This is a genomic window from Polaromonas sp. (assembly GCF_010365105.1).
Classification (GTDB): domain Bacteria; phylum Pseudomonadota; class Gammaproteobacteria; order Burkholderiales; family Burkholderiaceae_C; genus Polaromonas.
In genome coordinates this window covers 149070-162460 of the sequence record NZ_JAAFGZ010000003.1, presented here as the reverse complement: position 1 = coordinate 162460, position 13391 = coordinate 149070, and the positions used below count along the sequence as shown (strand labels likewise).

At 64.0% G+C, this 13391-nt stretch carries 8 protein-coding genes; 4 read left to right on the top strand and 4 right to left on the bottom strand.

Annotated elements, in window-relative coordinates:
- Positions 1-49: 49 nt before the first annotated feature.
- The gene (ligA, locus tag GZ092_RS03200) at positions 50-2332 is read left to right on the top strand and encodes an NAD-dependent DNA ligase LigA (protein WP_293634288.1); all 2283 of its coding nucleotides are present in this window, start codon (positions 50-52) and stop codon (positions 2330-2332) included.
- 26 nt (positions 2333-2358) lie between these two features.
- Positions 2359-3075 (top strand): MgtC/SapB family protein, encoded by a 717-nt coding sequence (locus GZ092_RS03195; protein WP_293634286.1) that lies wholly within the window; start codon positions 2359-2361, stop codon positions 3073-3075.
- 73 nt (positions 3076-3148) lie between these two features.
- Here GZ092_RS03195 and GZ092_RS03190 read toward each other — a convergent pair whose 3' ends face one another.
- Positions 3149-3595 carry a YbaN family protein gene (locus GZ092_RS03190; protein ID WP_293634284.1) on the bottom strand — a complete coding sequence of 149 codons (447 nt, stop codon included), beginning with the start codon at positions 3593-3595 and terminating at the stop codon, positions 3149-3151.
- A 31-nt stretch (positions 3596-3626) separates the two neighbouring features.
- On the opposite strand from GZ092_RS03190, the gene def reads away from it, so the two are divergent.
- On the top strand, positions 3627-4166 hold the full coding sequence (gene def, locus GZ092_RS03185; RefSeq protein WP_293634282.1) for a peptide deformylase: 540 nt from the start codon (positions 3627-3629) through the stop codon (positions 4164-4166).
- 124 nt (positions 4167-4290) lie between these two features.
- Here the strand turns inward: def and GZ092_RS03180 are convergent, their stop codons facing one another.
- On the bottom strand, positions 4291-6969 hold the full coding sequence (locus tag GZ092_RS03180) for a [protein-PII] uridylyltransferase (RefSeq protein ID WP_293634280.1): 2679 nt from the start codon (positions 6967-6969) through the stop codon (positions 4291-4293).
- Between the two features lie 58 nt (positions 6970-7027).
- A complete protein-coding gene (gene map, locus GZ092_RS03175) occupies positions 7028-7861 on the bottom strand; it encodes a type I methionyl aminopeptidase (RefSeq protein ID WP_293634278.1) in 834 nt (277 codons plus the stop codon).
- 229 nt (positions 7862-8090) lie between these two features.
- Between map and purL the strand changes: the two genes are divergently transcribed.
- A complete protein-coding gene (gene purL / locus GZ092_RS03170) occupies positions 8091-12290 on the top strand; it encodes a phosphoribosylformylglycinamidine synthase (RefSeq protein ID WP_293634276.1) in 4200 nt (1399 codons plus the stop codon).
- A gap of 76 nt (positions 12291-12366) precedes the next feature.
- Here the strand turns inward: purL and GZ092_RS03165 are convergent, their stop codons facing one another.
- Positions 12367-13248, bottom strand: a complete 882-nt coding sequence (locus GZ092_RS03165) for a D-hexose-6-phosphate mutarotase (RefSeq protein ID WP_293634274.1) — start codon at positions 13246-13248, stop codon at positions 12367-12369.
- Between the last annotated feature and the right edge of the window lie 143 nt (positions 13249-13391).

The following is a 13391-nucleotide window of genomic DNA, read 5'->3' as shown; positions in this document are numbered from 1 at the left end:
TCCGGCTGTCTGAGGCGGCCGATTTTTTTGAAGCCTCCCGATATTTTTCATGGCCACTTCTGACCTGTTTGCCCAGCCAACACCCCAGCCTGCGGCGCAAGAAGCCGTGCCGACGCACGAGCGCATCGCCGCCCTGCGCGCCGAACTCGACCTGCATGCGCACCGTTACTACGTGCTTGACCAGCCCGGCATTCCGGACAGCGAATACGACCGGCTGTTCAGGGAACTGCAGGCGCTTGAAGCGGCGCACCCCGAGTTGCAGAGCCCGGATTCGCCGACACAGCGGGTTGGCGGCAAACCCCTTGGCCAGTTCGCCACCGTGCGCCACCGCATCCCGATGCTCAGCATCCGCACTGAAACCGACACCGAGGCCAGCGGCGCCCGGAATTTCGACAACCGGGTGCGCAAGGAACTGGGGCTGAAGGAATCCGACCCCCCGGTCGAATACGTGGCCGAACTGAAATTCGATGGCTTGGCGATGAGCCTGCGTTATGAACATGGCGTGCTGGTGCAGGCCGCCACGCGCGGAGACGGTGAGATGGGCGAAGACGTGACGCAGAACATCCGCACCATCCGGCAGATTCCACTCAGAATATATGCCCCCACGCTCCCCGCTTCGCGTGGTTCGCTGCCCCCCGGGGGGGCCGCTGCGCCTGCGGTCTGGCAAAGCCAGTCCCGCGGCCCTGACTTGCATGAAGAGGGCTCTGCCATGCTCGCTGCTTCGGGTGGTTCGCTGCCGGTCTTTGCCATCCCTGCTGTCCTCGAAGTGCGCGGCGAGGTCTACATGCGCCGCGACGAGTTCGAGGCGCTGAATGAACGGCAGCGGGACAAGATTGCCCAAGGCGCAAAAGGCGAAAAAACCTTTGTCAACCCGCGCAATGCGGCGGCCGGCGGTGTTCGCCAGCTGGACCCGGCGATTGCTGCCGAGCGCCGACTGAGTTTTTTTGCCTATGGCCTGGGCGAGGTCACACCGCCTGAAGACGGTGGCCCGCTGTTTGAAACCCACTTGCAGCTGTTGCAAACCCTGAAATCATGGGGTTTTCCGGTTGCTGCGCAGACCCGGCTTGCACAAGGCGCTACTGAACTGATAGCGTTCCACCAAGCCATCGGCCAGCAGCGTGACAGCCTGCCCTATGACATCGATGGCGTGGTCTACAAGGTCAACCCCCTGGCGCTGCAACGCCGGATGGGTTTTGTCAGCCGCGAGCCGCGCTGGGCGGTGGCGCACAAATACCCGGCGCAGGAGCAGCTGACCACGGTGCTGGGCATCGACATCCAGGTCGGGCGCACCGGCAAGCTGACGCCGGTGGCCAAGCTGGCACCGGTGTTTGTCGGCGGCGTGACCGTGACCAATGCGACGCTGCACAACGAGGACGAGGCGCGGCGCAAGGATGTGCGCGTCGGCGACACGGTGATCGTTCGCCGCGCCGGCGACGTGATTCCCGAAGTGGTCGGCGTGCTGCCTGAAAAACGCGTGCTGGACACGCTGCAGTTCAGCATGCCGCGACAGTGCCCGGTCTGCGGCTCGAAGGCGATTCGGGAAGAGGGCGAGGCTGATTACCGCTGCACCGGCGGCCTGTTCTGCGCCGCCCAGCGCAAGGAAGCGATCCTGCACTATGCCCACAAGCGGGCGGTCGAGGTCGAAGGCCTGGGCGACAAGCTGGTCGAGCAACTGGTCGATACGGGCGTGATCCGCACGCTGCCTGACTTGTACAAGCTGGGATTCACGTCGCTGGCCAGTCTGGACCGCATGGCGGACAAGTCGGCCAACAAGCTGGTGGCCGCGCTGGAAAAGTCCAAGCACACCACCTTGCCGCGCTTTGTCTTCGGGCTGGGCATCCGGCATGTGGGCGAAGCCACCGCCAAGGCGCTGGCCCGCCATTTCGGCCAGCTGGACAGCATCATGGATGCGAGCGAGGAGCAGTTGCTTGTAGTGGCCGATGTCGGGCCCATCGTCGCCACGAGCATCCGCACCTTCTTTGACCAGCCGCACAACCGCGAAGTGGTCGAGCAACTGCGCGCCTGTGGCGTGACCTGGGAAGAAAGCGAACCTGTGACGGTGGCAGCCAAGCCGCTGTCAGGCAAGACCTTTGTGATGACCGGAACCTTGCCGGGTCTGAGCCGTGACGAGGCCAGGGACATGATCGAGCTGGCCGGCGGCAAGGTGGCCGGCTCGGTCAGCAAGAAGACAGATTACGTCGTGGCCGGCGCCGAGGCGGGCAGCAAGCTGGTCAAGGCCGAGGCGCTGGGACTGGCCATCCTAGATGAGGCAGCACTGCGGACCTTGCTTGAGACGCCTGCCGACGGAACCGGTAGCGCCAAAAAGCCATGAATGTTTGAGCAGACAATCACCGGCCTATGCCAGCGATTCAGATCCTTAATTATTCCTCCTTGTTTGACACCCTGGTCAGTCTGACGACGGCCTTCGTGCTGGGCGGCCTGATTGGTCTGGAGCGCCAGTACCGCCAGCGCACCGCCGGCCTGCGCACCAATGTGCTGGTGGCGCTGGGCGCGACGATTTTTGTCGACATGGCCACCACGCTGTTTGGCGCCGAGGGCGCGGTGCGGGTGGTAGCCTACGTGGTCTCGGGGATCGGCTTCCTGGGTGCTGGCGTGATCATGCGCGAGGAAGGCAATGTGCGCGGCCTGAACACCGCCGCCACGCTGTGGTGCTCTGCCGCCGTGGGTGCCTGCTGCGGCGCCGGCTTGGTGGTCGAGGCCATCATGGGCTCGCTGTTCGTGCTGGCGGCCAACACGCTGCTGCGGCCCATCGTGGACCAGATCAACCGCCAGCCGCTCGATGTCACCTCGGCCGAGGTCACCAACAGCGTTTACGTTGTCACCAGCAGCGAACGGCAAAAAGAGGCGATGGCCTTGCTTGAGCAGGAACTTGAAGACCTGAACTACCCGACGCGCGACCTGGAGGTGCTGCCCTTTGGCGAGCGCAACGTGAAGATTCAGGCGACGCTGGCGGCCACGTCGGTCGATGGCGCCATCATGGACACCATCGTTGCCCATCTGTCGGCGCTCCCCATGGTGCGCCAGGCTTACTGGAGCGCCAGCACCACTGAGTAGGCCCGCTCACGGGAGGCGCCGGATTGACGCAGGTTGGAGCGGGTGGAGGCGCCCGCTGGCGAACCGCTGTAGATCAGTCGGCCGGCTGTTCCGGCCTGCGCCACAGCCAGGCCAGCACGCACGCCATGCAGGCCACGGCCAGCAGCGCGGCCCAGTGGGCGCCCAGCAACACCAGCGAGGCCGTGGCGCTGACGGCCATGGCAACAGTCGCCGCCCACTTGGCGCGCCGGCGCACCACGCCGTGCCGTCGCCATTCATTGAGCGGCTTGCCAAACTGCGGGTGCTGGTCCAGCCAGCGCGACAGCCGGGGAGAGCTGAGGCTGGCGGCCCAGGCGGCCAGCAGCACAAACGGCACGGTGGGCAGCACCGGCAAAAAGATGCCGACGATGCCCAACGCCAGGCAAACCAGCGCCAGCGCCAGCAGCAGCCAGCGCACCGGCCCCGGCAGCATGCGTCTGCCGGGCGGTGCGGGAGCGATCGGCGGCAGGGGACGCGAGGGGTCTTGGATGGCCATGTTCATGATTGTGCCGCCAGCCGCTATGCTTGCGGCCATGACCATTCGTGAAATTCTCAAAATGGGCGATGCGCGGCTTTTGCGCATCGCGCAACCCGTGGCAGCCTTCGACACTGATGCGCTGCATGTCCTGATCTCGGACATGTTCTACACCATGCAGTCGGTCAATGGTGCCGGCCTGGCCGCGCCGCAGATCGGCGAAGACCTGCAGGTGGTGATTTTTGGCAGTGACCAGCTGAACCCGCGCTACCCCGAGGCTCCGGTCGTGCCGCGCACGGTGCTGGTCAATCCGGTGATCACGCCGCTGGGCGTTGAAGAGGAAAGCGACTGGGAAGGCTGCCTGTCGGTGCCCGGCCTGCGCGGCATGGTGCCGCGCTTCTCGCGCATCCGCTACACCGGCTTTGACCAGTATGGCGATCCGATCGACCGCACCGTGGACGGTTTTCATGCGCGCGTGGTGCAGCATGAATGCGACCACCTGATCGGCAAGCTGTACCCGATGCGCATTCGGGACCTGAGCCAGTTCGGCTACACCGAGGTGCTGTTCCCCGGCCTGGACGCGTCCAGCGACGACTGACCGGGCAAAAAATCACTCAGGTCAGGCAGAGACTCTGCGCTTCCCCGTCTGCACCAAGCGTCGCCCCCTGCAAGGGGGAAAGGAACTACACGCAGCGAAGCGCAGTGAGGACGATGGGGATGTATCAATCACTCAACGCCTTCAGCAACTCGGTTTCAATCGCGATCTGCGCCTTGTTGTGCTGCAGTTCCGGCCCGTCGATCAGGAAGGTGTCCTCGACGCGCTCGCCCAGGGTCGTCACCTTGGCCAGCTTGACGTTGATGTGGTGATTGGCCAGCACCCGGGCAATCAGGTAAAGCAGGCCGACCCGGTCGCTGGCCGACACGCTGAGCAGCCAGCGCTGGGCTTTCTCGTCCGGCCGCAAATCGACGCGTGGGGTTACCGGAAAGCTTTTGACGCGGCGCGACACCCGGCCTTTGCTGGGTGGTGGCAGCGGACCTTTTTCTTCCAGGATGCGGCCCAGGTTCACCTCTACCATGGTGGCCAGTTCGCGGTAGTGCTCTTCCAGTGGCTCGCTGGTGACCTGGAAGGTGTCCAGGGCAAAGCCGTTATTGGTGGTGTGTACCTTGGCGTCCAGAATGCTGAAGCCGGCCTTGTCAAAAAAACCGCAGATGCGCACGAACAGGTCCGGCGCATCGGGCGTGTAGACCAGCACCTGCATGCCTTCGCCGGTCGCAGACTGGCGCACGCGCACCGTCACGACCGCCTTGCCGATGTGGCGCGACAGGTGCCGCGCATGCCAGGCAATGTCGGCGGCTTCGTGGCGCATGAAATAGCTCACGTCCAGCGTGTCCCAGAGCGCCTTGTACGCCTGAAATGGTTCGGCATGCAGGGCCAGCAGCGTCAGCGCGCCGCGCTTGCGGGCCTCGATCTCGGCGGCGGCATCGGGCGCGCGGCCGCCGAGCACGCGCAGCGTGTAGCGGTAGAGGTCTTCGAGCAGCTTGCCTTTCCAGGCATTCCAGACCTTCGGGCTGGTGCCGCGAATGTCGGCCACGGTGAGCAGGTACAGGGCGGTCAGGTAGCGTTCATTGCCGACCCGCCGTGCAAACGCGGCAATCACCGCCGGGTTGCTCAGGTCTTCCTTCTGGGCGACGCGGCTCATGCTCAGGTGTTCGCCCACCAGGAATTCGATCAGCCGGGTGTCTTCGGCGGCAATGCCGTGCTGGCGGCAAAAAATGCGCACTTCCTTCTGGCCCAGCTCGGAATGGTCGCCGCCGCGGCCCTTGGCAATGTCGTGAAACAGCGCGGCAATGTACAGGATCCAGGGCTTGTCCCAGCCTGCGGCAAGTTGCGAGCACATCGGGTACTCATGCGAATGCTCGGCCATGAAAAAACGCCGCATGTTGCGCAGCACCATCAGGATGTGCTGGTCAACGGTATAGACGTGGAACAGGTCGTGCTGCATCTGCCCGACGATGCCTCGAAACACCCAGAGGTAGCGGCCCAGCACCGAGGTCTGGTTCATCAGACGCATGGCATGGGTGATGCCTTGGGGCTGCTGCAGGATGCGCAAAAAGGTTGCCCGGTTCACCGGGTCGGTGCGGAATTTCGCGTTCATCATGCCCCGGGCGTTATAGAGCGCGCGCAGGGTGCGTGCCGACAGGCCGCGAATACCGACGTGGGTTGCGAACAGCAGAAAGGTTTCCAGGATGGCGTGCGGCTCGCGCAGGTAGAGGTCGTCGCTGACCACTTCGAGCATGCCGGCCTTGTCAAAGAAGCGCTCGTTGAGCGGGCGCAGCGGATAGTTGCACGGGCTGAGCTGCTCTTCGATGTTGAGCAGCAGGATCTGGTTCAGCTGGGTGACCGCCTTGGCCGTCCAGTAATAGCGGCGCATCAGCGCTTCGCTGGGACGCGCCGGCGGGCGCCTGGCCGCCCGGCCGCCCCGGGGCGACACAGCCCTGTCCAGCGGCAGTACGACCTGTGCCGCGTCCAGGGCGGGCGTGCGTTCGCCCCGGTTGCCGGACTGGGCGCAATAGCCAAAGGATTCGGCCACCGCCGTCTGCAGGTCAAACACCAGACGGTCTTCACGCCGGCCGGCAATGATGTGCAGACGCGCGCGTATCAGGCTCAGCAACGCCTCGTTGGCCTTGATCTGCCGGACCTCGAACGTGGTGACCAGCCCGTTTTTGGCCAGTTCGTCCCAGGATTTTCCAAGGCCGGCGGCGCGCGCCACCCACAGCACCACCTGCAGGTCGCGCAACCCGCCCGGCGACTCCTTGCAATTGGGCTCCAGTGCGTAGGGCGTGTTGTCAAACTTGTTGTGGCGCTGGCGCATTTCCAGCGTCTTGGCGATAAAAAATGCCTTGGGATCAAGAATCGCGTCAAGCTGCGCCTGCAGGCGCTGGTAGCCCTCGGCCGAACCGGTCACCAGCCGCATTTCGAGCAGCGAGGTCTGCACGGTGACGTCCTTGGTCGCTTCCTCGACGCAGTGGGCCGCCGTGCGCACGCTGGAGCCAATGTGCAGCCCGCAATCCCAGCAGCTGCTGATGAAGCCTTCGACCTTGGCCTTGAGGGCCGGATTGTCTTCGACATCGACCGAGTCGTCGGGCAGAAGCAACAGCACGTCGACATCGGAATGCGGAAACAGCTCGCCCCGGCCAAAGCCGCCTACTGCGATCAGGCAGGCGTCTGGCGGAAATTCGGCCAGCTGCCACAGGTGCCGCAAGGTGTTGTCGGTCAGCTGTCCCAGCTTTTGCAGCAGCCCGTGGATACCCCGGGTCGAGGCTCCGCTGCCTGCCAGTGCGGCGATCACGCCAGCCTTGCCGGCGCTGTATTGTTCGCGAAAGGGCGTCAGTTCAGTCATAGAGGCATGGCCTGACCGTGAAAGAGTCGAACAAGATGGTCCCGCAACGGGGCCGGGATCAGGCGGCGGTTTTTTCGAGCGATGGCTGCTGTACAAAATCCGGAATCGGCGGGCTGCCGGCCGACAGCGTCAGCACTTCGTAGCCGGTCTCGGTGACCAGCACCATGTGTTCCCATTGCGCCGACAGCGAATGGTCGCGCGTCACGATGCTCCAGCCGTCTTTTTCCGGGCCATCCTTGATGTCGCGCTTGCCGATGTTGATCATGGGCTCGATGGTGAACACCATGCCGGGCTTGAGTTCCTCCATCGTGCCGGGGCGGCCGTAATGCATCACCTGCGGCTCTTCATGGAATTTTTGTCCAATGCCGTGGCCGCAAAATTCACGCACTACGGTGTAGCCGTTTTTTTCGGCAAAAGTCTGGATTGCATAGCCAACATCGCCCAGTCTCGCGCCGGGCTTGACCTTCGTGATGCCGTGCCACATGGCTTCGTACGTGACCTGGCAAAGCCGCTTGGCGGCTATCGAGCATTCACCGACGAGGAACATGCGGCTGCTGTCGCCGTGCCAGCCGTCCTTGATGCCGGTAACGTCCAAGTTCAGGATGTCGCCTTTTTTCAGCGGCTTGTCGTTCGGAATGCCGTGGCACACCTGGTGGTTGAGCGAGGCGCACAGCGACTTGGGGTAGGGCGGGTAGCTCGGCGGGCCGTAACCGAGCGTGGCTGGAATCGCCTTTTGAACGTTGATGGTGTAGTCGTGCGCCAACTGGTTGATTTCGTTGGTGGTCACGCCAGGTTTGACGAAAGGGGTCAGGTAATCCAGCAACTCGCCGGCGAGCCTGCCCGCCACGCGCAAGCCTTCAATACCGGCTGCATCTTTGATAGTAATACTCATGCCGGAATTATCCCACCGGAGCTTGGCGCGCGTTTTTCACCGGGGCAGCAGGGGTTTTGGCGGCGCGTCCTGGGCCGGCCGGTGCGCTGATAAAATTGCTGCTTGATGCGAACCTCGCAGATTTTGGCCTTTTGCCGGGAATCTATTTCCAGCAAAGTGTTTCAGATTCGACCAAGACAGCTTGCCGGCTGCTCTCCACCACTTTTCAATCCAAAAGGCCACCGCTACCGTGACCCTGCACCTGACTACCTTTGAGGGCGACGCCCACGGCATCAGCGCCCTGAGCGATTTTCGCGTCCAGCAACTCCTTCCCCGCCTGCAAGCCATCCACGACAAGATCGTTGGCATCAGCGCCCGGTTTGTGCATCTGGTCGCCACCGAGGAGATTCCTTCGGCGGCCCTGAAAACCCGTTTGGCGGCCTTGCTCAGCTATGGCGAACCGTGCGAACAGCCGGTTGGAAATGCCACTGACAGTGCGCCGTTCATCGTGTCGCCACGCTTCGGTACGGTGTCGCCCTGGGCGTCCAAGGCGACGGACATTGCGCACAACTGCGGTCTGGCAGTGCGGCGGATCGAACGTATCACCGAATACCGGCTGAGCCTGAAATCGGGCTTTTTCAGCAAGTCGGCCTTGACGGCATCCCAGCGCGAGCAGGTGGCAGTGCTGCTTCACGACCGCATGACGGAAAGCGTGGTCACCGACCGCGCACAGGCCGAAGCGGGTTTGTTCACCGAACTGCAGGGCGCACCGCTGCAAACCATCGACGTGCTGCACGGCGGCAAGGACGCGCTGCAACAGGCCAACAGCGAGTTCGGTCTGGCGCTGGCCGACGACGAGATCGACTATCTCGTCAAGGCTTTCACCCAGTTGCAACGCAACCCGACCGATGTCGAGCTGATGATGTTCGCGCAGGCCAACAGCGAGCATTGCCGGCACAAGATCTTCAACGCCGACTTCACCATCGACGGCGTGCCGCAGGACAAGAGCCTGTTCGGCATGATCCGCAACACCGAAAAACTCAATCCCCATCACACGGTGGTGGCCTATTCGGACAACGCTTCGGTCATGGAAGGCGCGAAAATCCAGCGTTTTTATGCCAAATCGACCGTTTCCGCAGACCTGACGGGCGCAAGCAGCTATCAAAGCTATAGCGCCATGGACGACGTGCTGACGCATGTGCTGATGAAGGTCGAGACGCACAACCACCCGACGGCGATTTCCCCGTTTCCCGGTGCATCGACTGGTGCAGGCGGCGAAATCCGCGACGAGGGCGCGACCGGGCGCGGCTCCAAACCGAAAGCCGGTTTGACGGGCTTCACGGTGTCCAGACTGTTCGATGGCGACTACGGCAAGCCCGGCCACATCGCCAGCCCGCTGCAGATCATGACCGAAGGCCCGCTGGGCGGCGCGGCATTCAACAACGAGTTCGGCCGCCCGAATCTGAACGGCTACTTCCGCGAATACGAGCAGACCGTTGGCGGCCAGCGCTGGGGTTACCACAAGCCGATCATGATTGCCGGCGGAGTCGGCACGATTGATGCCGAACTGACGCACAAAATCCTGTTTCCGGCGGGCACGCTCTTGATCCAGCTCGGCGGCCCCGGCATGCGCATCGGCATGGGCGGCAGCGCGGCCAGTTCCATGGCGTCGGGCGCCAATGCGGCGCACCTGGACTTTGATTCGGTGCAGCGCGGCAACCCGGAAATCGAGCGGCGCGCGCAGGAAGTCATCAACCAGTGCGCCCAGCTGGGGCTGCACAATCCGATTCTGGCGATTCATGACGTGGGCGCCGGCGGCTTGTCGAACGCCTTTCCCGAACTGGTGAACGACGCCGGGCGCGGCGCGCGCTTTGATTTGCGCGCCGTCAAGCTCGAAGAAAGTGGTTTGAGCCCGAAGGAAATCTGGAGCAACGAAAGCCAGGAGCGCTATGTGATGGCGATTGCCCCCGAGTCGCTGGCGCAGTTCGAGGCGTTTTGCGAGCGTGAGCGTTGCCCGTTTGCGGTCATTGGCGTGGCGACCGAAGAAAGAGAGTTGATCGTCACAGACGAAGTAAGCACTGGCCTTCCATATCAGCCGGGGCCGCAGAACCGGCTTCGCCGGGCTGCAGGCGCAGCGACCCCCTCGGGGGGCAGCGAACCACACGCAGTGGGGAGCGTGGGGGTTCCAGTTCATATGCCGATGAACGTGCTGCTTGGAAAACCGCCCAAGATGCACCGCGACGTGACAACCGTTGTGCAGACGATCAAGCCCATCGACCTGACCGGCGTTGACCTGCAAAAAAGCTGCATCGACGTGCTGAGCCATCCGACGGTGGCCTCCAAGCGTTTCCTGATCACCATCGGCGACCGCACCGTGGGCGGCATGACGCACCGTGACCAGATGGTCGGCCCGTGGCAGGTGCCGGTGGCCGATTGCGCCGTGACGCTGGCCGACTACCAGGGCTTTGGCGGCGAGGCCATGAGCATGGGCGAGCGCACGCCGCTGGCCGCCATGGGCTCGGGCGGCGCCGCTGCGTCAGGCCGCATGGCCGTGGCCGAAGCCATCACCAACCTGCTGGCCGCACCCATCGAGCTGCCGCGCGTCAAGCTGTCAGCCAACTGGATGGCTGCCTGCGGCGAGCCGGGCCAGGACGCGGCGCTGTATGAAACCGTCAAGGCCGTCGGCATGGAACTGTGCCCGGCGCTGGGCGTGTCGATTCCGGTCGGCAAGGATTCGCTGTCGATGCGCACCGTCTGGAAGGACGAGGGCGATGGCGCGGCCAAAAAAGTCACGTCGCCGGTGTCGCTGATCGTCAGCGCCTTTGCCACGCTGGCGGACGTACGCGGCACGCTCACGCCGGAACTCAATACCGTTGAAGCCGACACGACGCTGATCCTGATCGACCTGGGCAAGGGCCAGCGCCGCATGGGCGGCTCGATCCTGGCGCAAACGCTCCATCTCGAAGACGGCGAAGTGCCCGACCTTGACGACCCACAAGACCTCGTCAACCTGGTCAACGCCATCAATGAACTGCGCGCGCAGGGAAAAATCCTGGCCTACCACGACCGCAGCGACGGTGGCCTGTTCGCCACGGCCTGCGAAATGGCCTTTGCCGGCCATGTCGGCGTGTCGCTCAACATCGACATGCTGCTGGTCGAGGGCGACGGCATCAGCGACAGCCGCATGGAAATGGGCGACAGCAAGAACTGGGCGTCGCAGGTCAGCGGCCGCCGCGACGAGCTGACGCTCAAGGCGCTGTTCAATGAGGAACTGGGCGCTGTGATCCAGGTGCGGACCGATGCGCGCAATGACGTGATGCAGACGCTGCGCTCGCACGGGCTGTCCAGATTCAGCCATTTCATCGGCAAGACCCGGCCGGCGCATGCGTCGCTGGACGTCGGCAAGGGTGAAGTGCAGGTCTGGCGCGACACCAAGGCGGTGTTCAAGGCCAAGCTTCAGGACCTGCACCAGGTCTGGGACGCCGTGAGCTGGAAGATTTGCCAGCAGCGCGACAACCCGGCCGGCGCCGATGCCGAACATGCCGCCGCCGGTGAACCGTCAGACCCCGGTCTGCATGTCTTCCTGCCTGCGGGCTTTCTGCCTCTTCCTCTGGGCTTGCTCCCTCTCCCATTAGGAGAGGGCAGGGTTGAGGGCTCCCCGCTTTCAGCCCCCGCCCTGATGCTGTCGCGCCCCAAAGTCGCCGTGCTGCGCGAGCAAGGCGTCAATTCGCATGTGGAAATGGCTTACGCCTTCACGCAGGCTGGTTTCGAGGCCATCGACGTTCACATGACCGACCTGCAGACCGGCCGCGCCCGATTGGCCGACTTTGCCGGCGTCGTTGCCTGCGGCGGCTTCAGCTACGGCGACACGCTGGGCGCGGGCATCGGCTGGGCGCGTTCGATCACCTTCAATCCGCAGCTGGCCGAGCAGTTCAGCGGTTTCTTTGGCCGCAGCGACACCTTTGGCCTGGGCGTGTGCAACGGGTGCCAGATGTTTGCCGAACTGGCCGACATCATTCCGGGTGCCGAGGCCTGGCCGCGCTTCACCACCAACCGCAGCGAGCGCTTTGAAGCCCGTCTGTCGATGGTGGAAGTGCTGGAATCGCCCAGCCTGTTCTTCGCCGGCATGGCCGGCATGCGCCTGCCGATTGCCGTGGCGCATGGTGAAGGCTATGCCAACTTTGCGCACCGGGGCGATGCCGGCAAGGCGATTGCGGCCATGCGGTTTACCGATAACCATGGCCAGCCGACCGACGCCTATCCGGCCAATCCGAACGGCAGCGCCGGCGGCTTGACGGCCGTCACCACGGCAGACGGCCGCTTCACCGCGATGATGCCGCACCCCGAGCGGGTGTTTCGCAACGTGCAGATGAGCTGGACCCGCCTGGACAAGAGCACTGCCAGCCCATGGATGCAGCTGTGGCACAACGCGCGCCAGTGGGTCGGCTGAACAAGCGGTTTCGAGAATGGTGCGATTTGCTATCGGATAGATAGCAGATTGCGCCCACCAGTCCTGCGCAAAAGGCTTATTCGATGCTTAAAGTTTGCCCCAGCCAGTGTTCGGCGCCGGGCGCCAGCGCAATAACATCCGGCCCGGCATTCGCGGCCTCGATGCAGAAATAATCCTGCCAGCCGTCGTCGGGCACGTCGGCCATCTTGCGTGCGCCTTCGCTGCCGGGGTTCCACACCACCACCGACCGGCTGCCGCGCGTTTGCATGACGATGCGACGCTGCCAGCCCGCGTCGGCCAGCGCATAGCGGCCGGTGAAAGCGCTGCCGGCATCTGGCGCTGCATGGTAGATGCGGTCGCATGCCTGGTCGAGGACAAACGGCGTTTGCTGGATGTCGGCTGCCATGCCGCGCAGTTTGTCCCGGTAGGGCAGGCCATCCAGTCCTTCGATGCCCATCTGCGCCGCGTGGCTGACGGCAAAATAACTGTGCAGCGCTTGCGTCAGTTGAAACGTCTGCGTGCCCAGGTTGCGGGTGTGCAGCGTCTGGCGCAGCGTCCGGCCCAGCGTGAGTTGAAGGCTGACCTGCAGATCGGGCGCCAGGGCGGCAAGGGAGACATCGGCGCAAGGCGCCAGGCTCAGGCTGATTTCATCGTCGCTGCTGGCATGTACCGCGCTGACTTGCCACGGCAGGTTGCGAGCCGGGCCGTGCTGCAGCGCATCGGCGGGCATGCCCTGCCGGGCAAACCACGGCCAGCACACCGGCACGCCGCCGCGTATGGCCGCCGGTTCGGGCAGGGACTGGGGTGACAGCCAGAACACCTCGCGCTGGCCTGTCGGCACCCATGACAGCAGATGCGCGCCGTGCAGGGCAAGGATGGCGGTGCCGTGGCGGGTCTTGAGTTGCAGGCAGTTGTGGCCCGCATGCGGGAGACGGGTGATTTGGGGTGGCAGGTGCATGGCCTGAATTATGGCGATGGACCGATGCCGGAGTTGATCTTTCCTGCCGGTAGGGGGTTGTTTCGGCGTAGAAAAAGGGGCACAAGGCCCCCTTTTTCCTTCTGGAGATACGGTTCAAATCCCTTGCCAGGATGTTGAACCGT

Coding starts and splice junctions, on each gene's coding strand:
- map (WP_293634278.1), bottom strand. CDS start 7,861: ATGAGTATTACTATCAAAGATGCAGCCGGTATTGAAGGCTTGCGCGTG.
- GZ092_RS03180 (WP_293634280.1), bottom strand. CDS start 6,969: ATGACTGAACTGACGCCCTTTCGCGAACAATACAGCGCCGGCAAGGCT.
- GZ092_RS03195 (WP_293634286.1), top strand. CDS start 2,359: ATGCCAGCGATTCAGATCCTTAATTATTCCTCCTTGTTTGACACCCTG.
- def (WP_293634282.1), top strand. CDS start 3,627: ATGACCATTCGTGAAATTCTCAAAATGGGCGATGCGCGGCTTTTGCGC.
- ligA (WP_293634288.1), top strand. CDS start 50: ATGGCCACTTCTGACCTGTTTGCCCAGCCAACACCCCAGCCTGCGGCG.
- GZ092_RS03190 (WP_293634284.1), bottom strand. CDS start 3,595: ATGAACATGGCCATCCAAGACCCCTCGCGTCCCCTGCCGCCGATCGCT.
- GZ092_RS03165 (WP_293634274.1), bottom strand. CDS start 13,248: ATGCACCTGCCACCCCAAATCACCCGTCTCCCGCATGCGGGCCACAAC.